General features: G+C 70.0%; 16 protein-coding genes and 1 tRNA gene. 4 read left to right on the top strand and 13 right to left on the bottom strand.

Annotated elements, in window-relative coordinates:
- Positions 1-38: 38 nt before the first annotated feature.
- The 3 genes from ACFWSK_RS33865 to ACFWSK_RS33875 are packed head-to-tail and all read right to left on the bottom strand — an operon-like array spanning position 39 to position 2,063.
- Positions 39-344 carry an AzlD domain-containing protein gene (locus ACFWSK_RS33865; RefSeq protein WP_383794819.1) on the bottom strand — a complete coding sequence of 102 codons (306 nt, stop codon included), beginning with the start codon at positions 342-344 and terminating at the stop codon, positions 39-41.
- The gene (locus tag ACFWSK_RS33870) at positions 341-1,189 is read right to left on the bottom strand and encodes an AzlC family ABC transporter permease (RefSeq protein WP_383794822.1); all 849 of its coding nucleotides are present in this window, start codon (positions 1,187-1,189) and stop codon (positions 341-343) included. The genes ACFWSK_RS33865 and ACFWSK_RS33870 overlap by 4 nt, the downstream gene beginning before the upstream one ends.
- Before the next feature lie 10 nt (positions 1,190-1,199).
- Positions 1,200-2,063: an AraC family transcriptional regulator gene (locus tag ACFWSK_RS33875; RefSeq protein ID WP_383794825.1), complete on the bottom strand. Its 864-nt coding sequence runs from the start codon at positions 2,061-2,063 to the stop codon at positions 1,200-1,202.
- Between the two features lie 102 nt (positions 2,064-2,165).
- Between ACFWSK_RS33875 and ACFWSK_RS33880 the strand changes: the two genes are divergently transcribed.
- The 3 genes from ACFWSK_RS33880 (at position 2,166) to ACFWSK_RS33890 (ending at position 8,618) form a co-directional block, all read left to right on the top strand.
- Positions 2,166-6,863: a DEAD/DEAH box helicase gene (locus tag ACFWSK_RS33880; protein ID WP_383794827.1), complete on the top strand. Its 4,698-nt coding sequence runs from the start codon at positions 2,166-2,168 to the stop codon at positions 6,861-6,863.
- Positions 6,864-6,968: 105 nt separating this feature from the next.
- Positions 6,969-7,817, top strand: a complete 849-nt coding sequence (locus ACFWSK_RS33885; protein ID WP_383794830.1) for an Fpg/Nei family DNA glycosylase — start codon at positions 6,969-6,971, stop codon at positions 7,815-7,817.
- Positions 7,818-7,853: 36 nt separating this feature from the next.
- Positions 7,854-8,618: an SDR family NAD(P)-dependent oxidoreductase gene (locus tag ACFWSK_RS33890; RefSeq protein WP_383794833.1), complete on the top strand. Its 765-nt coding sequence runs from the start codon at positions 7,854-7,856 to the stop codon at positions 8,616-8,618.
- Positions 8,619-8,707: 89 nt separating this feature from the next.
- Here ACFWSK_RS33890 and ACFWSK_RS33895 read toward each other — a convergent pair whose 3' ends face one another.
- From ACFWSK_RS33895 to ACFWSK_RS33935, 9 genes are all read right to left on the bottom strand, one after another.
- Complete coding sequence (locus ACFWSK_RS33895) at positions 8,708-8,938, bottom strand: hypothetical protein (protein WP_383794835.1); 231 nt, start codon at positions 8,936-8,938, stop codon at positions 8,708-8,710.
- Between the two features lie 294 nt (positions 8,939-9,232).
- A complete protein-coding gene (locus ACFWSK_RS33900) occupies positions 9,233-9,616 on the bottom strand; it encodes a helix-turn-helix domain-containing protein (protein WP_383794838.1) in 384 nt (127 codons plus the stop codon).
- Between the two features lie 109 nt (positions 9,617-9,725).
- Positions 9,726-10,235: a CinA family protein gene (locus tag ACFWSK_RS33905; protein ID WP_383794841.1), complete on the bottom strand. Its 510-nt coding sequence runs from the start codon at positions 10,233-10,235 to the stop codon at positions 9,726-9,728.
- A complete protein-coding gene (gene pgsA / locus ACFWSK_RS33910) occupies positions 10,232-11,026 on the bottom strand; it encodes a CDP-diacylglycerol--glycerol-3-phosphate 3-phosphatidyltransferase (protein ID WP_383794844.1) in 795 nt (264 codons plus the stop codon). Before pgsA ends, ACFWSK_RS33905 begins: the two co-directional genes overlap by 4 nt.
- Positions 11,023-12,501 (bottom strand): 30S ribosomal protein S12 methylthiotransferase RimO, encoded by a 1,479-nt coding sequence (gene rimO, locus ACFWSK_RS33915; RefSeq protein ID WP_383794847.1) that lies wholly within the window; start codon positions 12,499-12,501, stop codon positions 11,023-11,025. The genes pgsA and rimO overlap by 4 nt, the downstream gene beginning before the upstream one ends.
- Positions 12,502-12,629: 128 nt before the next feature.
- Complete coding sequence (locus ACFWSK_RS33920) at positions 12,630-13,430, bottom strand: helix-turn-helix domain-containing protein (protein WP_383794850.1); 801 nt, start codon at positions 13,428-13,430, stop codon at positions 12,630-12,632.
- 201 nt (positions 13,431-13,631) lie between these two features.
- On the bottom strand, positions 13,632-16,382 hold the full coding sequence (locus ACFWSK_RS33925; protein ID WP_383794852.1) for a DNA translocase FtsK: 2,751 nt from the start codon (positions 16,380-16,382) through the stop codon (positions 13,632-13,634).
- 147 nt (positions 16,383-16,529) lie between these two features.
- Positions 16,530-17,213 carry a two-component system response regulator gene (locus ACFWSK_RS33930; protein ID WP_383794855.1) on the bottom strand — a complete coding sequence of 228 codons (684 nt, stop codon included), beginning with the start codon at positions 17,211-17,213 and terminating at the stop codon, positions 16,530-16,532.
- A 244-nt stretch (positions 17,214-17,457) separates the two neighbouring features.
- Positions 17,458-22,905 carry a HAMP domain-containing protein gene (locus tag ACFWSK_RS33935; RefSeq protein ID WP_383794858.1) on the bottom strand — a complete coding sequence of 1,816 codons (5,448 nt, stop codon included), beginning with the start codon at positions 22,903-22,905 and terminating at the stop codon, positions 17,458-17,460.
- A 399-nt stretch (positions 22,906-23,304) separates the two neighbouring features.
- Between ACFWSK_RS33935 and ACFWSK_RS33940 the strand changes: the two genes are divergently transcribed.
- Complete coding sequence (locus ACFWSK_RS33940) at positions 23,305-25,929, top strand: SpoIIE family protein phosphatase (RefSeq protein WP_383794862.1); 2,625 nt, start codon at positions 23,305-23,307, stop codon at positions 25,927-25,929.
- A 46-nt stretch (positions 25,930-25,975) separates the two neighbouring features.
- Here ACFWSK_RS33940 and ACFWSK_RS33945 read toward each other — a convergent pair.
- Positions 25,976-26,048: transfer RNA gene (locus tag ACFWSK_RS33945), tRNA-Thr, on the bottom strand.
- Positions 26,049-26,299: the final 251 nt, after the last annotated feature.

Below are 26,299 nucleotides of genomic sequence, written 5' to 3' on the forward strand. Positions count from 1 at the left end.
GTCCATTGGACCGAGCCCCTTACCGCCCGCCTGGCGGCCTACCCCAGGGCACGCACCCCGGCCGTCACCACCACAGCGGCACCGACGACGACCAGGAAGGGCGCCCGAAGGACGAGGGCGAGGGCCGCTGCCGCCAGCCCCGCTCCCCTGGCGTCGAGAACGAGCTGCTGCCCGTCGCCGAACGTCTGCTGCGCGGTGAGCGCCGCGAGCAGCGCCACGGGCAGGAGCGCGGCCAGACGTTGCACCAGGGGACGTTCCAGTGCTCCGGCGGGAACGAGCAGTCCCAGGAGCTTCGCGAGATAGCAGCCGACGGCGGTGAGCCCGATGGCGATCCAGACGTTCATCGACGGCGCTCCTCGTCCTGCGTCACAACGGTCGCTCCGCTCCTGCGGCGCCCCATCAGGAAGAGAACGACGGGTGCGGCGAGAGCGGACAGCAGCACTGGCAGTCCCGCAGGCAGCACCGGCAGCAGTCCCAGGGCGAGCAGGACCGCGAGGGCAGCCGTGACACGCTCCGTAGTGGACTTGAGCATCGGCGCGAGCAGCGCCAGGAACACGGCCGGGCTCGCCGCGTCCAGCCCCCACGCGTTGGTGTCACCGAGCGCCTCGGCGCCGAGTGCCCCCACCAGGGTGGTCAGGTTCCACAGGACGTACAGGGTGAGCCCGGTGACCGTGAAGCCGATCCGGGCGGCCCGCCTGGTGGGCTGGGGCAGCGTGACGGCGGTCGTCTCGTCGATGACCCACTGCGCGGCGAACGGGCGTACGGCGCGAGGCAGCGCGAGCAGTTGCGAAAGCCGCAGCCCGTAGAACGCGTTCCGTACGCCGAGGAAGAAGGCGCCGGCCGCCGCGGTGTACGGGTTCCCTCCGGCCGCGAGCGCGCCGACCAGAGCGAACTGCGAGGCGCCGGTGAAGACGAGAAGACTGAGTGCGCAGGTCTGGAGCAGAGTCAGTCCGGCGCCGGCCGAGGTGACCCCGAAGGCGAATCCGGAGAGTCCCACGGCGATACCGACGCCGAGCGCGTCCCGGACGACCTCCGCATCGCGCTTCGGCACGTCGGACATCGTCGTACCGGACGGATCCGCACCGGGCGCTCCGGTCGCCCGTGCGTCCGGGCCGGCGCCTGTGCTGTCGTCCACGCGGTCGCTTCCTGGGGGTCCTGGGGGTCCTGGGGGTGCTATCTGTTCTGCCACGCCCGGAACGCTACGCGGAGGTGTCCGTACCGGTCTTGTACGTTCTTGCGCGCCCGCGCTGGTACGCCCCCGGCGGCACACCCACGATCCGCGTGAAGTGACGGTTGAGGTGGGGCTGGTCCGTGAAGCCGACGGCAGCGGCGGCCTCGGCGGGCGTGGTGCCCCCGTCCAGCATGAGGCGGGCCCGCCTCACCCGGGCATCGGTGAGCCAGGTGTGCGGCGGCATCCCGTACTGCTTCTTGAACGCGCGCAGCAGTGCGAACGGACTGGTCCCGAGCTCGACGGCGAGCGTCTCCAGCGTCGGCGGATCGGCCATCCGCTCCTGGAGCGCCGCCCGGGCCCGCGCAGCGTCACGGGCGCCCGCGGAGTGGGCTGCGAGCGTGGGCAGCACACCGCCGTGCCGACCGAGGAGTCTGGCGACCATCACGCGGAGCAGGCTGTCCGCCGCGAGGGCGTTGCCCTCCTCCGCCGCCCGGTGGACCTCGGTGATCAGCCGGGCCGCGTGCGGGTCGAACACACTGCTCTCGCCGAAGCCGACGCTGCCGCGCAGATTCGTCATGTCGGCCGCGATGTCGTTGATCACCTGCGCGGAAGGGTAGAGCGTGGCGTACACCCAGCCCTCCGGCACGCCGGCGCGGGCGGTGTGCGGCACCTCCGGATTGATCATGACCACGGCGCCGGGCCCCGCGTGCACGGTCCCGCCGGGCAGGCCGACGTCCTCGACCCCGCGCGTGATGGTGCCGAAGACATAGCCCTCGTGGCTGTGGCGCCGGAAGGTGTGGCGGACGTAGCGGGCCCGCAGAAGATCGAGTCCGGGCAGCTCCGCGTACTGCCAGTACCGTGCCCACTCCTTCTCCGTCCCCGCTGCGGTCATACGCGAATTCTCGCAGCTCCGGGACCCGGCCCGCAGATCCCGGTCACCGTCATGGCCCGCCGTCACCGGCCGTTGTCAGTGGCGGGGTGCACGATGGGGGACATGGCCGGTACCGCGCTCGATTCGTTCTCCCCCGCGACCCGCAGTTGGTTCACGGGGGCCTTCAGCGCGCCCACGGCGGCGCAGGAAGGGGCGTGGCGGGCCATTGCCGAGGGTTCGGACGTGCTGGTGGTCGCGCCGACCGGATCGGGCAAGACGCTCGCCGCGTTCCTGGCCTCGCTGGACCGGCTGGCCGCCGTCCCACCGCCCGCCGAGGCGAAGAAGCGCTGCCGTGTGCTGTACGTGTCACCGCTCAAGGCCCTCGCCGTGGACGTGGAGCGCAACCTCCGTTCGCCCCTGACGGGCATCCGCCAGGAGTCCGTACGCCTGGGGCTCCCCGAGCCCGAGGTCCGCGTCGGGATCCGCTCGGGCGACACCCCGCCCGCCGAGCGCCGCTCCATGGCGACCCGGCCGCCCGACATCCTGATCACCACACCCGAATCACTGTTCCTGATGCTCACCTCCTCGGCCCGGGAAGCCCTCGCGGGCGTCGAGACGGTGATCCTGGACGAGGTGCACGCCGTCGCCGGCACCAAGCGCGGCGCCCACCTCGCCGTCTCGCTGGAGCGCCTCGACGAGCTGCTGCCCCGGCCCGCACGACGGATCGGTCTGTCGGCGACCGTCCGCCCGGTCGACGAGGTGGCGCGCTTCCTCTCACCCCAGCGGAAGGTGGAGATCGTCCAGCCACCGTCCGCCAAACAGTTCGACCTGTCTGTGGTCGTGCCCGTCGAGGATCTCGGCGAGCTCGGTGGCTCGCCCGCCACCGACGGCGGAGCCGACCAGGCCGAGAAACCCTCGATCTGGCCTCACGTCGAGGAGCGGATCGCCGATCTGGTCCAGTCCCACCGCTCCACCATCGTCTTCGCCAACTCCCGGCGCCTCGCGGAGCGGCTCTGCAACAGGCTGAACGAGATCGCGTACGAGCGGGCGACAGGCACCGTGTTCGACGAGCACGCCGCCCCGCTTCCCGAGGCCCACTCGCCCGCCGAGATCATGGCCCAGTCCGGTGCCGCCAAGGGCGCCCCCGCGCTGCTCGCCCGCGCCCACCACGGATCGGTCTCCAAGGAACAGCGCGCCCAGGTCGAGGAGGACCTCAAGGCAGGACGGCTGCCCGCCGTCGTCGCCACGTCGAGCCTGGAGCTCGGCATCGACATGGGCGCGGTCGACCTGGTGATCCAGGTCGAGTCCCCGCCGTCCGTCGCCTCCGGACTGCAGCGCGTGGGCCGCGCGGGACACCAGGTGGGGGCCGTCTCGACCGGGGTGGTCTTCCCTAAGTACCGAGGCGACCTGGTCCAGGCGGCCGTCGTCACCGAACGCATGCGCCAAGGCGCCATCGAGGCCCTGCGGGTCCCGTCCAACCCCCTGGACGTGCTCGCCCAGCAGCTGGTCGCCATCGTCGCCCTGGACACCTGGCAGGCCGACGACCTGCTCTCCCTGGCCCGCCGCGCCGCCCCCTTCGCCTCACTCCCCGAATCGGCGTTCACGGCCGTGCTCGACATGCTCGCCGGCCGCTACCCGTCCGACGCCTTCGCCGAGCTGCGCCCCCGCGTGGTGTGGGACCGCGTCGCCGGTACGGTCACGGGCCGCCCGGGCGCCCAGAGGCTCGCCGTGACCTCGGGCGGGACCATCCCCGACCGCGGACTCTTCGGGGTCTTCCTCGCCGGGGCCGACCCGAAGAAGGGCGGAGGGCGCGTCGGCGAGCTGGACGAGGAAATGGTCTACGAGTCCCGGGTCGGCGATGTCTTCACGCTCGGCACCACGTCCTGGCGGATCGAGGACATCACCCGGGACCGCGTCCTGGTCTCCCCAGCGCCCGGCGTCCCCGGCCGCCTGCCGTTCTGGAAGGGCGACCAGCTGGGCCGCCCCCTGGAACTGGGCCGCGCCCTGGGCGCGTTCCTGCGGGAGATCGGGGGGCTGTCCGCGCAGGACGCCAGGGCCAGGCTGCTCGCCGCCGGTCTGGACGACTGGGCGGCCGACAACATCCTGTCCTACCTGGAGGAACAGGTCCGCGCCTGCGGGCATGTCCCGGACGACCGCACCATCCTGGTCGAGCGGTTCCGGGACGAGCTGGGCGACTGGCGGGTGGTCGTGCACTCCCCCTTCGGGGCACAGGTGCACGCCCCCTGGGCACTGGCCCTCTCCGCCCGTCTCGGCGAGCGGTACGGGATGGACGCCCAGGTCATGCATGCCGACGACGGCATCGTGCTGCGGCTCCCGGACGCCGACCTGATGGGCCTCGATCTCCTGGACTTCGACCCGGTCGATCCGGCCCGTGACCCGGGCACCGGCAGTGGCGGCGAGCGGGGCCTCACGCTGCCGGACGCCGCGTTCGACAGCGAGGAGGCTCCCGTCGGCGCGTCAGACGTCGTCTTCGAAAAGGGCGAGATCAGTCAGATCGTCACCGATCAGGTGGGCGGCTCGGCGCTGTTCGCATCCCGGTTCCGCGAGTGCGCCGCACGCGCCCTGCTGCTCCCCCGGCGCAGCCCCGGCAAGCGCACACCGCTCTGGCAGCAGCGCCAGCGCGCCTCCCAGCTGCTCCAGGTCGCTTCCGAGTTCGGTTCGTTCCCGATCGTCCTCGAAGCGGTCCGTGAATGCCTCCAGGACGTCTTCGACGTCCCGGGGCTCACGGAACTGATGGGTGATCTCGAAGCGCGGCGCATCCGCCTCGTCGAAGTGACCACCCAGGAGCCCTCGCCCTTCGCCCGCTCCCTCCTCTTCGGCTATGTCGCCCAGTTCCTGTACGAGGGTGACTCCCCGCTCGCGGAACGACGCGCAGCCGCCCTCTCCCTCGATTCGCACCTTCTTGCCGAACTGCTGGGCCAGGCGGAGCTGCGCGAGCTCCTGGACCCCGAGGTGCTAACCGAGCTGGAACAGGAGCTCCAGTGGCTGACTGACGACCGGAAGATCAAGGACGTCGAAGGAGTCGCGGACCTCCTGCGCGTCCTGGGCCCGCTGACCGATGCGGAGCTGGCAGAGCGCGGCGCGCAGCCACAGTGGGCACCGGACCTGGCGTCGGCCCGCCGGGCGATCCAGGTCCGCATCGCCGGAGCCCCCCGCTGGGCGGCGATCGAGGACGCGGGCCGCTTGCGCGACGCGCTGGGCACGGCGCTCCCCGTCGGTGTCCCCGAGGCGTTCACCGAACCGGTGAAGGACCCTCTCGGTGACCTGCTCGCCCGCCACGCCCGTACCCACGGCCCGTTCACCTCCACCCAGGCAGCCGACCGCTTCGGCCTGGGCACCGCGGTCACGGACGGAGCACTGCAGCGGCTCTCCGCTTCGGGCCGGCTCGTCCAGGGCGAGTTCCACCCGGCCGGCATCGGCCAGGAGTGGTGCGACGCCACCGTCCTGCGCCGGCTCCGCCGCCGCTCGCTCGCCGCGCTCCGCCACGAACTGGAACCGGTACCCCCCGCCGCCCTGGCGACCTTCCTCCCCCAGTGGCAGCACCTCGGCGACAACAGCCTGCGCGGAATCGACGGACTGGCCCGCGCCATCGAACAGTTGCAGGGCGCCCCCGTTCCCGCATCCGCGCTGGAGAAGCTGATCCTGCCGAGCCGTGTATCGGGCTACACCCCCGCACTCCTCGACGAGCTGACGACCACGGGCGAGGTCGTCTGGGCCGGTGCGGGCGCGCTCCCCGGCAAGGACGGCTGGCTCTCCCTCTACCTCGCCGACAGCGCACCGCTGCTGCTGCCCCCACCGCACCCGCTCGAGGAATCCGCACTGCACGAGTCGGTCCTGACCACCCTCTCCGGCGGGTACGGCCTCTTCTTCCGCCAGATCGCCGACGAGGTCCGGGCGACCACCCACCCGGACTGCACCGATCCCCAACTGGCCGACGTCCTCTGGGACCTGGCCTGGTCGGGCCGTCTCACCAACGACACCCTCGCCCCGCTGCGCGCGCTCCTCGGCTCCGGACGCACGGCGGGCTCCACAGCCCACCGCGCCAGACGCAGCGTCCCGCGCGGCCGTTACGGCTCACTGACCGCCGCCGCCCGTCCGGCCTCCCGCACCGGCCCGCCCACGGTCTCGGGCCGCTGGTCCCTGCTCCCCGCGACCGAACCCGAACCGACGCACCGGGCCCACGCGCTGGCCCGGACACTCCTGGACCGCCACGGCGTGGTGACCCGCGGAGCGGTGCAGGCCGAGGGCGTCGAGGGCGGCTTCTCCGCGACGTACCGCGTCCTCGCCGCCTTCGAGGACAACGGGCAGGCGCGTCGCGGCTACGTCGTCGAAGGGCTCGGAGCGGCCCAGTTCGCGATGGAGGGAGCCGTGGACCGGCTCAGGGCCGCGTCCACGGCCCGCGACCGTACGGACCCGGGCACCGCCCCGCGCGCAGTGGTCCTCGCCGCGGCCGACCCGGCCAACGCGTACGGGGCCGCCCTGTCGTGGCCCGAACCACCGGACGGCGCGGGACACAAACCCGGCCGCAAGGCGGGCGCACTCGTCGTCCTCGTCGACGGCGAGCTCACGCTCTACATGGAGCGCGGCGGGAAGACCCTGCTGGCCTGGCCGACCGACCCCGACGACCCGGCACTCAAGGCAGCGGCCGAGGCCCTGGCCTCCGCGGCGCGGGCCGGGGCTCTCGGCACGGTCACGGTGGAACGCACCAACGGGGCCTCGTCCCTCACCTCCCCCCTGGGCCGCACCCTGGAGGCAGCAGGCTTCCTCGCCACACCCAGGGGCCTACGCCTGCGCGCCTGACCCACCGCCCCGGCGCACCGGCCTCGGCGTCCGTCACCCCCACATCTCCCACTCTCAGAAGGTCGCACCCACGCCGCCCCGCCCCGAACCCCGCAAGATGGAGGCATGCCCGAAGGAGACACCGTCCTGCAGACCGCCAAACGTCTGCACACCGCGCTCGCAGGTCAGGTCCTCACCCACTCCGACCTCCGCGTCCCCCGCCTCGCGACCGTCGACCTGACCGGCCGGAAGGTCCTCGACGTCACCCCTCGTGGCAAGCACCTCCTCACCCGTATCGAGGGCGGTCTGACCCTCCACAGCCATCTGCGCATGGATGGCGCCTGGCGCATCTACGCGGCGGGCGAGCGCTGGCGCGGCGGACCCGACCACCAGATCCGAGCCGTCCTCGGCAACGACGCGCACACGGCCGTCGGCTACCGCCTCCCCGTTCTCGAGCTTCTCCGCACCCGGGAAGAGGAGAAGGTCGTCGGTCATCTCGGCCCCGATCTGCTGGGCCCCGACTGGGACGCCGACACCGCCCTGGGCAATCTGCTCGCCGATCCGGACCGCCCGCTCGGGGAAGCGCTCCTGGACCAGCGCAATCTCGCTGGCATCGGCAACGTCTTCAAGTGCGAGCTCTGTTTCATGGCCCGTGCCACCCCCTGGCTCCCCGTCGGTGAACTCCCCGCCACCATCGCCCGCCGGCTGGTCACCACCGCCAAGCAGCTCCTCGAAGCCAACCGCGACCGCCCCACCCGCACGACCACGGGCCCCACGCCCGCCGCCAGTGCCGCCCGCACCGGTGCCCCCACACCCACCCGCACGCCCAGCCGAGCCCGTCCGCACGAACCCCTCTACGTGTACGGCCGCGAGCGCCGCTCCTGCCTGCGCTGCGGCACACCCATCAGGAAGGCCGAAGAAGCCGGCCGGCCCACCTACTGGTGCCCGCGCTGCCAAACAGGCCCCACGCCATAGTTGACGGCCCGTCAGATCTGGTCGTACGGTCCCGTCATGCCTCTCTCCGCGTACGACCTCACCGGACGTTCCGCGTTCGTCACCGGCGCGGCAAGCGGCATCGGCCGGGCCTGTGCCGTCCTGCTCGCCGAAGCGGGAGCCACGGTCCACTGCGCCGATCGGGACGAGAAGGGTCTTCACGCAACCCGGGAGCTGATCACCGGCTCAGGTGGCACGGCCCACATCCACCTCCTGGATGTGACAGACCGTAGTCAGGTCCGGTCGGCGGTCGTGGAAGCCGGCGAGGTGGACATCCTGGCCGCCATCGCGGGGATCATGCACACGAGCAGCGTCCTCGACACCGAGGCCGAGGATTTCGACCGGGTCCTGGCGGTGAACTTCAAGGGCGTGCTGTACGCCTGCCAGGAGGTGGCCCGTAGCCTCATCGCCCGCTCGGCCCCCGGGTCACTGATCACCATGGCCTCGGGCGCCATCGACTCCGCGAGCCCGGGTCTGCTCTGCTACAGCACCGCGAAAGCGGCGGTCGTGCAGCTCACGAGGACGCTCGCCACCGAGCTCGGGCCCCACTCCATCCGGGTGAACGCGATCGCGCCCGGCTGGATCCGTACGCCGATGACCGACCGCCACGACGCGGCCCAGCAGCACCGGGCGGAAGCCACGATGGCCCGCATATCCCCACTCGGCCGGGTCGGTGAACCGATGGACGTCGCCCACACGGTCCTGCATCTCGCATCGGACGCCTCGGCCTTCATGACCGGTCAGATCCTGCGGCCGAACGGCGGAGTCGCCATGCCCCGCTGAGGCCGGTCAAGCCATGGTGCGGGCCAGGCCGTGAAACCGGACGAGCGTGGAAGCCGGTCAAGCCGCGCGGCCGTGAAGCCGGCGAAGCGTCACCGCCCCACACTCCCGCCGCCGCCCTCCCCGACGCCCCGAGAGCGGGACCCCGCACCGCCCGGCCGAGGGGTCGAGGCCACATGGACCGGCAGCAGGCTCAGCCCCCACCCACCCGCCGCCACCGCGCCCTCGATCACCCCGGTGTGTTCGGGCTCCAGCACCAGCCGCAGCACGGCCCACCACCACAGCCCGCCGAGGACGAGCGCCGGCACCCATCGCCGTCTCATGGCTGCCTCCTCCGGCCGACGCTAGTCCGGCACGATCTCCCGGCGGGAGGGCGTACCGGTGTGACATCGGGGCGCACAGCGGGGGCGGACCCGATTCACACGCCTCCTGGGCAGTTTCCCCCGAGACCCATCGGGCTGCATCCGAACGGCTCCCCGCGCCCGACCGCACCGGCTCTCTGTCGCCAGGGCAGGGCCCTCACCCCCGCACACCGGCATGCCGCAGCACGAAGAAGCCCCGGCCCGCCCACGAGGGGCGGACCGGGGCTCCGGTTCACGCATGCATGACCGCGCGGATCAGGCGGCGACGACATCCACCGCTTCCGCGGGCGCCTTGATGGTCACCCGGCCCGTCGGCACACCTGCCACCGACGAGACGGAGACGGAATTGAGCATCGGGCGTACCGGTACAGGTACCGGATCAATGGCTGCTGCCGACTCGGCCAGTTCAGCCAGGGACAGCTCATCGCTCACTTCACGCATGAGCTCGGACATCCGTACGTCAAGCGCGTCGCAAATCGCGGAGAGCAGCTCGGAGGATGCCTCCTTCTGCCCCCGCTCCACCTCGGACAGATAACCGAGCGAGACCCGGGCGGACGAGGAGACTTCGCGCAGAGTACGGCCTTGGCGCTGGCGCTGCCGACGCAGCACGTCACCAAGCAGGCGACGGAGCAGAATCATCGGTGGCTCCCTCCTCGGACCGCGTAGCCGCATCCTTCACGCCCCACCGTACCGCCTTGCGCTGCGGCCGTGCGGGGAGCGATGTCGTGTTCACTCAGGGCTGCAAACATCAATTCCCCCCGATCTGTTCCGTATCCTGTGCCCTCGCATTTTCACCGAGTTCTCCGGACAGCAGTTCGAGCACGCTCCGTACGCTCTCTCTACGGATGTCCGCCCGCCCGCCGTTCAACCGCAACGCGGCGACTTTCTCCACGCCTCCGGGCCCCGAAACCGCCACGAAGACCGTACCGACCGGCTTGCCGTCCTGCTGCTCCGGACCCGCGACCCCGGTCGTCGAGACGCCCCAGTCCGCGCCCAGCACCCGGCGCACCCCGGCGGCCATGCTCAGGGCCACGTCGGGATCAACGGCGCCGCGCTCGGCCAGAAGGGGCCCGTCGACACCCAGGACGTCCCTCTTGAGCGCCGTGGCGTACGCCGTGACTGCCCCGCGGAAGGACCGCGAGGCACCTGCCACGGAGGTGATCTCGGCCGCGACCAGACCGCCGGTCAGCGACTCGGCGACGGCAAGAGTCTCGCCGCGTTCCACAAGCCGCTCCAGCACCCGGGCCGCGGCGGTCACCGCTCGGCCTCCGCCGGGCCCCGTGCCTCGGCACCCGTACGGAAAACGGTCGCCCCGGCCTCCACAGCCGCGGGGCTATCCGCGCCACCCAGGCTCTCCGGCCCCGGCGCATCGGCAGCGGAGGTGACGGCCTCCAGGGCCGCGAGCCGCTCGGCCGCGAGCCCCTTGCGCCGCAGCACCACGGCCTGGCGCACGTAGTCGAGGCCGGTGAGCACCGTCAGCGCGACGGCGATCATCATCATCCAGAAGCGGAGCGTGGCCAGCGGCCCCGTCAGCACCAGGACGTACATGCCGACGGCCGTGCCCTGGGCCAGCGTCTTCATCTTGCCGCCGCGGCTGGCCGGGATCACCGCGTGGCGGATCACCCAGAAGCGCATCAGCGTGATGCCCAGTTCACGGAAAAGGATCACACCCGTGATCCACCAGGGCAGATCGCCCAGCACCGACAGACTGACCAGCGCCGCGCCCATGATCGCCTTGTCGGCGATCGGGTCGGCGATCTTCCCGAAGTCGGTGACCAGGTTGTACCGGCGCGCCAGATGACCGTCGAAGAGGTCGGTGATCATCGCGACGGCGAACGCGGCCCAGGCGAAGGAGCGCCAGGCCGGGTCGTTGCCGCCGTCGTGGAACAACAGCATCACGAAGCCGGGCACGAGCAGCAGCCGCGCCATCGTGAGGATGTTGGCGATGTTCCACAGGCTGGCCTGGTTGACGGCCGCAGTGCCCAGCTTGCCGCCGCGGACCGGCTTCGCGCCGGGCCCGCCTGCCGCGGATGCCGGGACTCCGGTCATCTGGCCACCTCCGCGAGCTCATGGTGTTCGGCCACGAGGTCCACTCCCTCGGTACCTACGACCTTTGCCTCGACCATAAGGCCCGGAACGAGACCCTCGCGTGTGGTGAAGACGACCTGCCCGTCCGTTTCGGGCGCCTGGTGTGCCGCACGGCCCACCGCGACCGGGCCGTCCTTGTCGTCGTCCACGGATTCGACGAGCACCTGGAGGGTCTCGCCGATCCGCTCCTCGGCACGCTGCGAGGTCAGCTCCTCGGCCAGCTGCGAGATGTGGGCGAGGCGCTCGGCGATCACGTCGGCGTCCAGCTTGTTCTCGTAACCGACCGCCTCGGTGCCCTCCTCGTCGGAGTACCCGAAGACGCCGATGGCATCCAGCCGGGCTCCGGTGAGGAAGCGTTCCAGCTCGGCGAGGTCGGCCTCGGTCTCGCCGGGGAAGCCGACGATGAAGTTCGACCGGGCACCGGCCTGCGGCGCCTTGCCACGGATCGTGTCCAGGAGCTCCAGGAAACGGTCCGTGTCGCCGAAGCGGCGCATGGCCCTCAGCACCTCGGGGGCGGAGTGCTGGAAGGAGAGATCGAAGTACGGGGCGACCTTCGGCGTGGACGTCAGGACGTCGATCAGCCCGGGCCGCATCTCGGCGGGCTGTAGGTAGCTGACCCTGATCCGCTCGATGCCCTCGACGTCCGCGAGCTCCGGCAGGAGGGTCTCCAGGAGCCGGATGTCACCGAGGTCCTTGCCGTACGAGGTGTTGTTCTCGGAGACGAGCATGACCTCCTTGACGCCCTGCTCGGCCAGCCAGCGGGTCTCGCCCAGGACGTCGGAGGGACGCCGGGAGATGAAGGACCCACGGAAGGACGGGATGGCGCAGAAGGAGCAGCGGCGGTCACAGCCGGAGGCGAGCTTCACCGAGGCGACGGGGCTGGTGCCGAGCCGGCGGCGCAGCGGCGCCCGCGGCCCCGAGACCGGGGCGACACCCTCCGGCAGGTCCTCGGGGGCCGCGGCGATCTCCTGCGAGTGCCCGGGGAGTGCCACGGACGCGTCCTGGCGGTCGGCCGGGCTGATCGGCAGCAGCTTGCGCCGGTCACGAGGCGTGTGCGAGGCGTGGATGCCGCCGTTGAGGATGGTCTGGAGCCGGTCGGAGATGTCGGCGTAGTCGTCGAATCCGAGCACCCCGTCCGCCTCCGGCAGAGCCTCGGCGAGGTCCTTGCCGTACCGCTCGGCCATACAGCCGACGGCGACCACGGCCTGGGTTCTGCCGTGGTCCTTCAGATCATTGGCTTCGAGGAGGGCGTCGACGGAGTCCTTCTTGGCGGCCTCGACGAATCCACAGGTGTTGACGACGGCGACATCCGCGTCGGAGGCGTTCTCGACGAGCTCCCAGCCGTCCGCTGCCAAGCGGCCTGCAAGCTCCTCCGAGTCCACCTCGTTACGGGCGCAGCCGAGAGTGACAAGGGCGACGGTACGGCGTTCGGGCATGGACTCAAGACTACTTTGTCCCGGCACTGGCCCCGCCGTGCAGGGTTCCCCCTCACAGGCAGTGACAAAGACGGTGAGCGCCCGGCAGGAGTGCCGGGCGCTCACCGTGGTGGAACGGGTGGTGGGGATCAGCCCGCTTCGGGATCGCCCTTGGTGTAGGAGAGCCGCTCGACCTGTCCGGGCTCGAACTGGTCCTGGACCTTCTTGCCGTTCACGAAGAGCTCGATCGCCCCGGCGTCGCCGAGGACGAGGTCGATGCGCTCCTTGTCCTGGAAGGTCTTGGACTGGCCCTGGAGCAGCAGCCCGTCGAAGAGCAGCCGCCCGTTGTGGTCCTTGGCGGAGATCCAGCTCTTGCCCTGTACGGCGCTGAGCTTGACCGTCACCTTGTCCCGCGGAGCTGCGGCGATGGCACTCTCCGAAGGCACGGGCTTGGGGTCGGATGGCTTGGTGGTGGTCGGCTTGGGAGTGGACTTGTCGGGTGTCGAGCCCTCGGCGACCTGAGCCGTGCTCGGGCGTTCGTCCTCGCCGCTGAACAGCGTGAAGCCGACGAAGCCGACCACGACGACGATGGCCGCGACCATGGCCGCGGTCCAGTTGGGCCGCCGGGGTTCCGAACGGATGCGTTCGGCCTCGAACAGCGGCGCCGCGGGGGTGGGAACCGGACGACCGCCGTGCTCGTCGTCGAACTGAGCGACGAGCGGGTCCGGATCGAGACCGACGGCACGGGCGAGCGTACGGATGTGACCGCGCGCGTAGACGTCGCCGCCACAGCGCGAGAAGTCGTCCTCCTCGATCGCGTGCACGATGGGGATGCGCACCCGGGTGGAGCTGCTGACTTCCTCGACCGTCAGACCTGCGGCGATACGAGTCTGCTGAAGCACGCGACCGATCGAAGGCCGGTCGTCTTCGGGGGAGTTGCCGATGGACACGTGGGCGCCTTTCGAGCGTGAGCCACCTGCTGGATGTTCAGTCTAGGGGGGGTACGAAAGGGTGGGGCAACCGGGAGGGACGACTTTGTAGGCCATCGGGTTCGCCGGTCAGCCCCGCGGGCAGGGCAGGAAGCGGAACATGCTTCCCTCCCTCACCCCAACTTGACGTACGACCGGCCGAAACGGTTGCCCACGAAACCCCTACGAAGCGGTTTCCCCCCGAATGATGGACAGCACCCCGTCCAGCTCGTCCGGTTTCACGAGCACGTCACGGGCCTTCGAGCCTTCGCTCGGCCCGACGATGTTGCGCGACTCCATCAGATCCATCAGCCGGCCCGCCTTCGCGAAACCGACCCGCAGCTTGCGCTGAAGCATCGAGGTCGACCCGAACTGCGTGGAGACGACGAGCTCGGCCGCCTGGCAGAGCAGGTCCAGGTCGTCGCCGATGTCCTCGTCGATCTCCTTCTTCTGCTTGGTACCGACGACGACGTCCTCGCGGAAGACCGGCGCCATCTGGTCCTTGCAGTGCTGGACGACGGCGGCCACCTCGTCCTCGGTGACGAACGCCCCCTGCATACGGGTGGGCTTGTTCGCCCCCATCGGCAGGAACAGTCCGTCACCCTTTCCGATGAGCTTCTCGGCGCCGGGCTGATCGAGGATGACGCGGCTGTCGGCGAGCGAGGAGGTCGCGAAGGCGAGACGGGACGGCACGTTGGCCTTGATCAGACCGGTCACGACATCCACCGAGGGCCGCTGCGTGGCGAGCACCAGATGGATTCCGGCGGCGCGGGCGAGCTGGGTGATACGGACGATGGAATCCTCCACGTCACGCGGCGCGACCATCATGAGGTCGGCGAGCTCGTCGACGATGACCAGCAGATACGGGTACGGCGACAGCTCGCGCTCACTGCCCTCGGGCGCCTTCGCCTTGCCGTTGCGCACGGCGTGGTTGAAGTCGTCGATGTGCCGGTACCCGTACGCCGCGAGGTCGTCGTAGCGCAGATCCATCTCCCGAACGACCCACTGAAGCGCCTCGGCGGCCTTCTTCGGGTTGGTGATGATGGGGGTGATCAGATGGGGGATGCCCTCGTACGCGGTCAGCTCGACCCGCTTCGGGTCGACCAGCACCATGCGGACGTCGTCCGGGGTCGCCCGCACCATGACCGAGGTGATCAGACAGTTGATGCAGGAGGACTTGCCCGATCCGGTCGCGCCCGCGACCAGGACGTGCGGCATCTTCGCGAGGTTGGCCATCTCGTAGCCGCCCTCGACGTTCTTGCCGAGTGCGACCAGCATCGGGTGGTTGTCCTCCGCCGCGTCCGCGAGACGCAGGACGTCGCCGAGGTTGACCATCTCACGGTCGGAGTTGGGGATCTCGATGCCTACGGCGGACTTGCCGGGGATCGGCGAGATGATCCGGACGTCCGGGCTGGCGACGGCGTACGCGATGTTCTTGGTGAGGGCGGTGATCCGCTCGACCTTGACGGCCGGGCCGAGTTCCACCTCGTACCGCGTGACAGTGGGGCCACGCGTGAAGCCCGTGACGGCCGCGTCGACCTTGAACTCCGTGAACACGTTTGTCAGCGACGCCACGACCACGTCGTTGGCGGCGCTGCGCGTCTTGCCGGGCCCGCCGCGCTCCAGCAGGTCGAGCGAGGGCAGCGAGTACGTGATGTCGCCGGACAGCTGGAGCTGCTCGGCGCGGGCGGGCAGGGTCTGGGAGCGCTCCGGGGCCGGCTTCGTCAGATCGGGCACACCACCGGACGACGACCCGGTCCGCTCCCCGGCCCGGGGCCGCACGGCCTCGCGGGCCCCGGGCACCGGCGTACCGGAGCCCGTGCGGTCGCGGTCGACGGAGACGCCCTGCGTCAGGTCGGCGACGATCGGCGAGGGCGGCATGCCGTTGAGGACCGCGCCGTCGAGCGCCGCCGCTGCGGCGGCCGCGACGTCCACGGCGTCCAGGGTGCGGTTCATGGCGGGCTGCACGGATGGCCTGCGCGGCCTTCGCCGCTTGGAGAGCGCGGCCGGCTCGGCGTGATCGGGATCGTAGTCCGCGTCCGCCTCGGAGCGGCGGGCGGTGCGGCGCGACCGCTCGGGCAGCGCTTCTCGCCACTGCTCGTCGTAGCGGTCGTCGTCGCCCCCGCCCTCCGCGCCCGGCTCGTACGCCGGCTCGACGATGCCCAGCTTCACGCCGAGCAGGCGCAGCCGCTGCGGAATGGCGTTGACCGGGGTGGCCGTGACGACCAGCAGCCCGAAGACGGTCAGGAGCAGGAGCAGTGGCACGGCGAGCACTTCGCCCATGGTGAAGATGAGCGGCTTGGACGCGGCCCAGCCGATCAGTCCGCCCGCGTCCTGCATCGCTTCCGTACCGTCCCCGCGGCCGGGTGCGCCGCAGGCGATGTGGACCTGTCCGAGCACCCCGAGCACGAGGGCGGACAGACCGATGACGATGCGGCCGTTGGCCTCGGGCCTCTCGGGATACAGGATCAGCCGTACGGCGACCGCACCCAGCAGTATCGGTACGAGCAGATCGAGCCGGCCGAACGCACCGGTCACCAGCATCTCGACGAGATCGCCGACGGGCCCGCGCAGATTCGACCAGGTACCGGCTGCCACGATCAGCGCGAGGCCGAGCAGCAGCAGGGCGAGACCGTCCTTGCGGTGGGCGGGGTCGAGTCCCTTCGCGCCACGCCCTATGGACCGGAACATCGCTCCGACGCCGTGCGCGAGCCCGAGCCAGATCGCCCGGACGAGCCGGTAGATGCCGCCGGTCGGGGACGGCGCGGGTTTGGGCGCGACCTTCCTGGCAGGCGCTTTCCTGGGCGGCGCGGTCTTCTTCGCGGCGGACTTCTTCGCGGGCGCGGCTTTTTTCGCCGGCCCCTGGGTACGGCCGACGCGCTTCGCGGTGCCCGCCGTGCCCTGGGAACCCTTGCCGGACGTACGTGAGGCCATGGGCCAGAGGTTACCGGTGTCGACGCCAGTGGACACGTGTGCCTACTGCTTCACCCGACCGTGTCGCCGTACAGGGGCGGGAAACTGACGCGCGTTCATGCCGCACGGCCCCCGTACCGGTGCCGGAGCCCGCTGGAGGCCGCGGCGTCAGCCCTGCGAGGGCAGTACGGCCGTGGAGCCGCCGGTGCCCGGTTCCAGCGCGTCGAGCGCGCGCCGGAGGCCGGTGAGCTTGCGTTCGAGATGGGCCGCGGTCGCCACGGCCGCCGCGTCCGCCGATTCGTCGTCGAGCTGCTTGGAAAGCGCTTCCGCCTGCTCCTCGACGGCAGCGAGCCGCGCCGAGAGTTCGGCCAGCAGACCGGCCGGCTCCTTCTCGTGGCCCGCGCCGGCGTGGCCGCTGCCCTCGAGCTGGAGCCGCAGGAGCGCGGCCTGCTCGCGCAGCTGGCAGTTCTTCATGTACAGCTCGACGAAGACCGAGACCTTGGCGCGCAGCACCCAGGGGTCGAACGGCTTCGAGATGTAGTCCACCGCGCCGGCCGCATACCCCCTGAAGGTGTGATGCGGACCGTGGTTGATCGCGGTGAGGAAGATGATCGGGATGTCGCGGGTCCGCTCCCGCCGCTTGATGTGCGCGGCGGTTTCGAAACCGTCCATGCCCGGCATCTGGACGTCCAGCAGAATGACCGCGAAGTCGTCCGTGAGCAGCGCTTTGAGCGCTTCCTCCCCTGACGATGCCCGTACCAGTGTCTGATCGAGCGCAGAGAGGATGGCCTCCAGCGCCAGCAGATTCTCCGGCCGGTCATCGACCAGGAGGATCTTGGCCTTCTGCACCATGGCCCGTCCTCCTCGCCCCGGAATCGCACCGGGTGCCGCCCCAGGGGACGACTCCCTTACGCCGTCCGTCCTTGTGCCGGTCATGGTAGCCGCACCCCGCCCGTCACCACACCCTGTCACCGCGATGTCACTGTGCACGTACCGAAAACGCGGTGGGAGACCAGAAGGTTCCCCGGATACCCCGTACTCACACCCGTTCAGACAGAGTCGATCAGCAACTCATCGTGATTCCCTCCATTGTCCATCACTCTCCGCGCATCCACTGCTCCATGACAGCCAGCAAGTGATCAGGATCGACCGGCTTGGTGACATAGTCGGAAGCACCGCAGTCGATCGCCTTCTCCCGGTCACCCTTCATCGCCTTCGCGGTGAGCGCGATGATCGGCAGCCCGGCGAACTGCGGCATCCTGCGGATCGCCGTCGTCGTGGCGTAACCGTCCATCTCGGGCATCATGATGTCCATCAGCACGACCGTCACATCGTCGTGCTGCTCCAGGACTTCGATGCCCTCGCGGCCGTTCTCCGCGTACAGCACCGACAGGCCGTGCTGCTCCAGCACGCTGGTGAGCGCGAAGACGTTACGGATGTCGTCGTCGACGATCAGCACCTTCTCGCCGTGGAACCGGAACGTCCGCCGCGGCTCCTGCGCCTCCTGGCCCGTCGGCGCTTCCTGCACCCACTCCTCGTGATCGGCACTACCCGCACCCTGCCCGCCGGCCGGCAGAGCGGTCTGCCGAGCGGCCCCGCCCAGGGCCTTGCGCCGGCGCCGGAACATCCCGGCAGTGCCCGCAGGATCACCCAGCGGCGGCCGCGCCCCGGTCGCGTGGCCGCCCGGCGCCTCCGGGCGCAGACCGCTCTCGACGGCGTTGCCGTGCGACTCGATGGGGCCGGGCCCCACCTGCGGGTAACCCTGCGGCGGCAGTTCGCTCGCGTGCAGCGGCAGATAGAGCGTGAAGGTGGATCCACGGCCCGGCTCGCTCGCCGCATGGATCTCGCCGCCCAGCAGCCGGGCGATCTCGCGGCTGATGGAGAGGCCGAGGCCCGTACCGCCGTACTTGCGGCTGGTCGTCCCGTCCGCCTGCTTGAACGCCTCGAAGATCACCAGCATCTTGCTGGACGCGATCCCGATACCGGTGTCGGTGACCGAGAACGCGATCAGATCGGCATCCGCGTCCCGCAGCGACCCCGCCTCCAGCAGATGCTCCCGGATGGAGTTGGGCACATCGGCGCCGGCCGGCCGGATCACCAGCTCGACGGCCCCGCTGTCGGTGAACTTCACCGCGTTGGACAGGAGGTTGCGCAGCACCTGCAGAAGCCGCTGTTCGTCCGTGTGCAGCGTGGCCGGAAGCTCCGGCGACACCCGTACGGAGAAGTCGAGCCCCTTCTCCGCGGTGAGCGGCCGGAACGTCGCCTCGACGTAGTCGACCAGCTGGACCAGGGCGATCCGGGTCGGGCTGACGTCCATCTTGCCCGCCTCGACCTTCGAGAGATCGAGGATGTCGTTGATCAGCTGGAGCAGGTCGGAACCCGCCCCGTGGATCGTCTCGGCGAACTCGACCTGCTTCGGCGAGAGATTGCCCTCGGCGTTGTCCGCGAGCAGTTTGGCCAGAATGAGCAGCGAGTTGAGGGGCGTGCGCAGCTCGTGCGACATGTTCGCAAGGAACTCGGACTTGTAGCGCATGGAGACCGCGAGCTGTTCGGCGCGCTCCTCCAGCACCTGCCGGGCTTCCTCGATCTCGGTGTTCTTCACCTCGATGTCACGGTTCTGCTGGGCCAGCAGCTCGGCCTTCTCCTCCAGTTCGGCGTTGGACGCCTGGAGGGCCTTCTGCCGGTTCTCCAGCTCCTGCGACCGGTCCCGGAGCTGCTCGGTCAGCTCCTGCGACTGCTCGAGGAGCTTCTCCGTCTTGGTGTTGACGCTGATGGTGTTGACGCTCGTCGCGATCATCTCGGCGAGCTGGTTGAGGAAGTCCCGCTGAATGTGCGTGAACGGCTGGAACGAGGCCAGCTCGATCACACCGAGGACCTTCCCCTCGAAGAGCACCGGCAGCACGATCACATGCGCGGGCGGCGCCTCACCGAGCCCGGAGGAGATCTTCAGGTAGCCCGGCGGCACGTTGTCCACCTGGATCGTGCGCTTCTCCTCGGCCGCCGTCCCGATGAGCGTCTCACCGGGCCGGAAGGACGTCGGCATCGAACCCGCCGAGTAGCCGTAACTGCCGCGCATGCGCAGCACGTACGAGCTCTCCCTGCCGCCGTCCGTACCCACCTCATCGGTGTCACCGGGCGTCATGGCCAGGAAGAAAGCACCGTGCTGGGCCGAGACCACCGGAGTCAGCTCGCTCATGATCAGCGACGCCACGTCGTCCAGATCGCGGCGGCCCTGCATCAGACCCGAGATCCGGGCGAGGTTGCCCTTGAGCCAGTCCTGCTCCTTGTTGGCCAGGGTGGTGTCGCGCAGGTTCGCGATCATGGTGTTGATGTTGTCCTGCAGGACCTGGATCTCGCCGGCGGCGTCCACATCGATCTTGAGATTGAGATCACCACGGGTCACCGCGGTGGCGACGGCCGCGATGGCACGCACCTGCCGGGTGAGGTTCCCGGCCATCTCGTTCACCGACTCGGTGAGGTCGCGCCAGGTGCCGTCCACGTCCCGGACCCGGGCCTGGCCGCCCAACTGCCCCTCGGTACCCACTTCGCGGGCCACCCTGGTCACCTGTTCGGCGAACGACGACAGCTGGTCCACCATCGTGTTGATGGTGTTCTTCAGTTCCTGGATCTCACCACGCGCGTCGATGTCGATCTTCTTGGTGAGATCGCCCTTGGCGATGGCCGTCGTGACGGTCGCGATCTGCCGCACCTGACCCGTCAGGTTCGACGCCATCGAGTTCACCGACTCGGTGAGGTCCTTCCACGTACCGGAAACGCCCGGGACGCGTGCCTGACCGCCCAGCTCGCCCTCCGTACCCACCTCACGCGCCACACGCGTCACCTCGTCCGCGAACGAGGACAGCGTCGTCACCATGGTGTTGACGGTGTCCGCGAGCTCGGCGACCTCGCCGCGCGCCTCGACCGTGACCTTCTTCGTCAGATCCCCATTGGCGACCGCGGACGAGACCCGCGAGATGTTGCGCACCTGACTGGTCAGGTTGTTGGCCATCAGGTTGACGTTGTCGCTGAGGTCCTTCCAGATGCCCGTCGCACCGCGCACCCGGGCCTGACCGCCGAGGATGCCCTCGGTACCCACCTCACGGGCGACCCTGGTCACCTCGTCGGCGAAGTTCAGCAGCTGGTCGACCATCGTGTTGACGGTCGTCACCAGTTCCAGGATCTCGCCCTTGGCGTCAACGGTGATCTTCTTGGACAGGTCGCCCTTGGCCACCGCGGTCGTGACCTCGGCGATGTTGCGGACCTGCATGGTCAGGTTGTTCGCCATGCCGTTGACGGACTGGGTGAGGTCCTTCCACGTACCGGACACACCCTGCACCTCGGCCTGACCGCCCAGGATGCCTTCCGTACCGACCTCACGGGCGACCCGGGTCACCTGCTCGGCGAAGTTGGACAGCTGGTCCACCATCGTGTTGAGGGTGTTCTTCAGCTCCAGGATCTCGCCCCGGGCGTCCACATCGATCTTCTGCGACAGGTCACCCCGGGCCACCGCCGTGGCGACCTGGGCGATGTTACGGACCTGAGCGGTGAGGTTCCCCGCCATGCCGTTCACCGAATCGGTCAGATCACGCCACACACCTGCCACACCGGGCACCTGCGCCTGACCACCGAGCCGCCCGTCCGTGCCCACCTCACGGGCCACCCGGGTCACCTGCTCGGCGAAGGCGGAGAGCTGGTCCACCATCGTGTTGATGGTGTTCTTCAGCTCCAGGATCTCGCCCCGGGCGTCCACATCGATCTTCTGCGAGAGGTCACCCCGGGCCACCGCCGTGGTCACCTGCGCGATCTGACGCACCTGGGAGGTCAGGTTCCCCGCCATGAAGTTGACGGAGTCGGTGAGCTCCTTCCACGTACCGGAGACACCGTCGACCCGCGCCTGGCCGCCCAGGCGGCCCTCCGTACCCACGTCCCGCGCCATCCGGGTCACCTGGTCGGCGAACGACGACAGCTGCGCCACCATCGTGTTGACGGTGTTCTTCAGTTCCAGCATCTCGCCGGCCACATCGACGGTGACCTTCTGCGACAGATCACCGTTCGCGACCGCCGTGGTCACCTGCGCGATGTCCCGCACCTGACCCGTCAGGTTCCGGAACGCCGTGTTCACCGAGTCCGTGAGGTCCTTCCACGTCCCCGCCGCACCCGGCACCTCCGCCTGCCCGCCGAGACGGCCCTCGACGCCGACCTCCCGGGCGACCCGGGTGACCTCCGAACCGAAGGACTGAAGCTGGTCCACCATCGTGTTGACGGTGTTCTTCAGCTCCAGCATCTCGCCGGCCACATCGACGGTGACCTTCTGCGTCATGTCACCGCTGGCCACCGCGGTGGTCACCTGCGCGATGTCGCGCACCTGGGTCGTCAGGTTCCGGAAGACCGTGTTCACCGAGTCGGTGAGGTCCTTCCACGTCCCCGCCGCACCCGGCACCTGGGCCTGCCCGCCGAGCAGACCCTCGCCACCGACCTCGCTGGCCACCCGGGTGACCTCGTCCGCGAAGGTCCGCAGCGTCTCGGTCATCTGGTTGATGGTCTCGGCCAGCTGCGCGACCTCGCCGCGCGCGCTCACCGTGACCTTCTGGGACAGGTCACCATTGGCGACCGCGGTCGTCACCTCTGCGATACCGCGCACCTGGGAGGTCAGGTTCCCGGCCATCGTGTTGACGGAGTCGGTGAGGTCCTTCCACACCCCGGCCACACCCGGCACCGTGGCCTGACCGCCCAGCTCCCCCTCCGTGCCCACCTCACGCGCGACCCGGGTCACCTCGGAGGAGAACGACGACAGCTGGTCCACCATCGTGTTGACGGTGTTCTTCAGCTGGAGCATCTCGCCGGCCACATGAACGGTGACCTTCCGCGACAGATCGCCCTTGGCGACCGCCGTCGTCACGAGAGCGATGTCACGCACCTGCGCGGTCAGCCGGTACGCCATGGTGTTCACGGAATCCGTGAGGTCTTTCCACGAACCGGACATACCGCGCACCTGGGCCTGCCCGCCCAGTTTGCCCTCGGTACCCACCTCGACCGCGACCCGCGTCACCTGCTCGGTGAACGCCGACAGCTGGTCGACGAGGTTGTTGACCGTGCGGGCGACCTTCAGGAACTCACCGCGCAGCGGCCGTACGGTCTCGTCGGTCGTGTGCGACCGCAGTTCCATACGCTGCTCGAGGTCACCGTCGGCGACCGCCGAAAGCACCCGCCCGACCTCCGAGACCGGCCGCGCCAGATCGTCCACGAGCTCGTTGGACGCGTCGATGGCAGCCGCCCAGGAACCCTCGCAGGCCCCCGTCTCCAGACGCTCGGTGAGCTTCCCCTCACGTCCGACCACACGACGTACACGTGCCAGTTCACCCGTGAGGTGCAGATTCCGGTCCGCGACCTCGTTGAAGACCGCCGCGATCTCGGTCAGCACGCCGTCGCCGGAGACGGTCAGCCGCCTGCGGAAGTTGCCGTCCCGCATCGCCACGAGGGCCGCGAGCAGTCGGTTCAGAGCTGCCGCGTCCACATCAATGGTCCCATTGCGCTGTTTCTTCACGGACTGTCCGCCTTTTGTGCGCGTGCCTGAACCCCGCGCCGCCACGCCAGACTCCACCGTGTCCCTCCCGCAGGGGTTGACCGTTTCGCTCAGGTCTATCGGAAGCTTGCCCTGTTCTTGTTTGGCTCACCGCCACAGGACACCGTCGACGGGTGACCATGCGGACGTCAAATCGTTGAAACGTACCAGGCCGGAACCGGTCGGGGTGGAACCTCCCGGGGTTGCCCCCCTCCTGCCTCCCGAAGCCCATAGTTGTGCGCCCGCGCACGTCTACCAGACGTCCTCCGTACCGAAGTCGGCCCTCGTGTACACGGGACCGTGGGCGAGCGTCTAGCCTGGCTAGGCGAATCGAAGCGGCAAGAATCGGGCACAGGACTCGGGGAAGCGACGAGACACTATATGGGGAGTGCTGTGATCACCGCGCGCGCGGCCGCCACCTTCGACCCGGTCGGGCGCTCGGTCGCGACCGCCCGCGCCTTCGTCCGTGACACGCTCCAGGGATGGGGATACACCGACGTCGTCGACGACGCAGTCGTCCTCACCAGCGAACTCGTCACCAACGCCGTCGTGCACGCGGGAACCGCGGCGGACGTCCTGTGCCTGCGCACGGAGGACGGCGTACGCATCGAGGTCTCCGACCACTACCCCGAGCGGGAGATCCCTCTCCGGGGCTCCGTCATGGACACCAGTCCGGAGCGCGAGAGCGGTCGCGGCCTGATGCTCTGCGCGGCCCTGGCGTCCCGTTGGGGCGTCGAGTACACGCCCACGCACAAACACGTCTGGTTCCAACTCGACCTGCCCGAACGCCCCGTCGGCATCCGCTCCGCGGGCCCCCTCCTGCCCACGGCCCTGCTTCCCGTCACGGATGAACGGGTACGTGTGGCCGTCGTCCAGATCGACAGCACTGGCGCCGTCACCGCGTGGAACGACGACGCAGCCTTCCTCTTCGGCTACCCCGCCGACCAGGTCACGGGCAAGCAGCTCACCGACTTCGCGGCCTGGCCGCAGACCCCCGGCACCAGCACCGGCATCGCCGACGCACTCCAGCTCTCCCGCTGGGAGGGCAGTTACGGATTCCGAGGCGCCGACGGCCGCGTCATCCCGGTCTACGCCTCGCACCTACGAGTCCGCGACACCCAGGGCGAACCGTCGACGGTCTGCCTCCTCGTCCGCGACTACGAACGTGCCGTGCTCCAGTCCCCCGTACGCACACCGGTCACCGATACGGGCAAAGAGAGCCGGGCCACGGACCCCTTCGAGGTCTTCATCGGCTCCCCCGCCCCCGACGACCTCGACGGGCTGCTCCAGCGCACGGTGGAGCGGGCGCGCGACATGCTCGACGCCGACTCGGCCTTCCTGCTGCTCGCCACCGACGACGAGACGGAACTCGAAGTACGGGCCACGACCGGCCTCCCCTCGGCCCGCCAGCGCTTCGCCCGGGTCCCCGTCGAGGCCGGCACCGGAAGATACGGCTCCGCCAGAATGCCCGCGGTCCACGAAGACCTCACGGCAGTGCCCGGCGCCGTCCCGCTGCTCATCGACACCGGCATGCGGTCCGTCGTCACGGTGCCGCTGAAGGTCGAGGGACGCCTCACCGGCTCCCTCGGCGTCGCCGCCGAAGCACCCGGCCGCTACTCCAACGAGGAGGCACTGCGCCTCCAGTTCGCCGCTGACCGCATCGCGCTGGCCGTCGAGTCCGCCCGCCTCGGCGAGCTGGAACGGCTGCGCCGCGGTTCCCTGTCCTTCCTCGTCGAGGCGTCCGACCTGCTCGCAGGCACCCTCGACCGGGACCAGACGCTGGCGCTGATGGCCCAGATGACGGTCCCCACCCTGGCCACCTGGTGCGCCGTCTACACGATCGCGGACCAGTCCTCGGAGCCGTACCTCTCCTACGTCCTCCACGAGGACGAGGAGCGAATCGACGGCCTCAAGGCCCTGCTCTCCAAAATCGCCCCACCGGACCCCGTACCGGCCCCTGGAGCCCGCGTCTGGTCCGCCCCGTCGGAAGCCGCCCACCAGGCGGCCCTCAGCACGTCCATGCGCAGCCTGGACCGCGACGCACCCCTGAGCATGGGGATGGCGACACGCACCATTCTGGCCACGGCCTCCGCGGTGGGCGGCGAGACGGTGGTGCTCCCCCTGGTCGCCCGCAACCGCGTCATCGGCATGCTCACCCTGGGCAAGCCCTCCGACGACCACTTCCGCCAGGAGATCCTGGAACTGGCCGAGGACCTTTCCCGCCGGGCCGCACTGGCCCTCGACAACGCCCGCCTCTACTCGGAGCGCATGGCCATCAGCCAGTCGCTCCAGCGCAGCCTGCTGCCCCCGGGCCTGCCCGACGTGCCCAACGTCGAGATCGAGGTCATCTACCGCGCGGCCGGCGAGGGCAACGAGGTCGGGGGCGACTTCTACGACGTCTTCCCGATCCATGACGGCGCCTACGGCTTCGCCATCGGTGACGTCTGCGGTACGGGCCCCGAGGCGGCGGCTGTCACGGGCCTGGCCCGGCACGCCCTGCGCCTGCTGGCACGTGAGGGCTTCACCGGCCCCGCGGTCCTGGAGCGCCTGAACGCGGCCATCCTGGACGAGGGCACCCGCAGCCGCTTCCTCACCCTCCTGTACGGGGAGCTGTGGCCCCAGGAGGACGGCAGCGCGCTCCTGAAGGTGGTGTGCGCGGGTCATCCGCTGCCGCTGCGTCTGCGGCAGGACGGTTCGGTCGTGGCAGCCGCGGAGCCTCAGCCCCTGCTCGGCGTCATCGAGGACCTGGAGCTGTACGAGCAGGAGATCACCCTCGACCCGGGCGACGTCCTGCTGTGCGTCACCGACGGCGTCACCGAACGCCGCGAAGGTGCGCGCATGCTCGGTGACGACGGCCTGGCCGAGGTCCTGGCCACGTGCACGGGCCTCACGGCCGGCGCGGTGGCCGCACGCATTCTCCGGGCCGTCGAGCGCTTCGCCGCCGAGCCCGCATCCGACGACATGGCCATCCTCGCTATGAGGGTGCCCGAGCCACACACCGTCTAGACAGCGAATAGGCCCCCGTCGATGGCGGGGGCCTATTCTATTACTGAGCCCCAATGCGGAATCGAACCGCAGACCTTCTCCTTACCATGGAGACGCTCTACCGACTGAGCTATTGGGGCCTTGCTGCCCTGCGGCAACGAGCTAAAGCATACCCCGAGTTCGGAGGTATGCAAAACCCGTCGATCACAGTGCCGGAACGCCGGCAGCGGCGCGGGGCACAGGAAACGGGGACCGTTGGACATCGGACCACGGGTCACCCACCCCATTCATGCCACGAACGCAGAAAAGCCCCGTACCTTGCGGTACGGGGCTTTCCCGGAATAATTGTTCGGCGGCGTCCTACTCTCCCACAGGGTCCCCCCTGCAGTAC

It is taken from the genome of Streptomyces sp. NPDC058620 (genome assembly GCF_042717135.1).
GTDB lineage: Bacteria > Actinomycetota > Actinomycetes > Streptomycetales > Streptomycetaceae > Streptomyces.

Coding starts and splice junctions, on each gene's coding strand:
- ACFWSK_RS33865 (WP_383794819.1), bottom strand. CDS start 344: ATGAACGTCTGGATCGCCATCGGGCTCACCGCCGTCGGCTGCTATCTC.
- ACFWSK_RS33875 (WP_383794825.1), bottom strand. CDS start 2,063: ATGACCGCAGCGGGGACGGAGAAGGAGTGGGCACGGTACTGGCAGTAC.
- ACFWSK_RS33880 (WP_383794827.1), top strand. CDS start 2,166: ATGGCCGGTACCGCGCTCGATTCGTTCTCCCCCGCGACCCGCAGTTGG.
- ACFWSK_RS33885 (WP_383794830.1), top strand. CDS start 6,969: ATGCCCGAAGGAGACACCGTCCTGCAGACCGCCAAACGTCTGCACACC.
- ACFWSK_RS33890 (WP_383794833.1), top strand. CDS start 7,854: ATGCCTCTCTCCGCGTACGACCTCACCGGACGTTCCGCGTTCGTCACC.
- ACFWSK_RS33895 (WP_383794835.1), bottom strand. CDS start 8,938: ATGAGACGGCGATGGGTGCCGGCGCTCGTCCTCGGCGGGCTGTGGTGG.
- ACFWSK_RS33900 (WP_383794838.1), bottom strand. CDS start 9,616: ATGATTCTGCTCCGTCGCCTGCTTGGTGACGTGCTGCGTCGGCAGCGC.
- pgsA (WP_383794844.1), bottom strand. CDS start 11,026: ATGACCGGAGTCCCGGCATCCGCGGCAGGCGGGCCCGGCGCGAAGCCG.
- rimO (WP_383794847.1), bottom strand. CDS start 12,501: ATGCCCGAACGCCGTACCGTCGCCCTTGTCACTCTCGGCTGCGCCCGT.
- ACFWSK_RS33925 (WP_383794852.1), bottom strand. CDS start 16,382: ATGGCCTCACGTACGTCCGGCAAGGGTTCCCAGGGCACGGCGGGCACC.
- ACFWSK_RS33930 (WP_383794855.1), bottom strand. CDS start 17,213: ATGGTGCAGAAGGCCAAGATCCTCCTGGTCGATGACCGGCCGGAGAAT.
- ACFWSK_RS33940 (WP_383794862.1), top strand. CDS start 23,305: ATGGGGAGTGCTGTGATCACCGCGCGCGCGGCCGCCACCTTCGACCCG.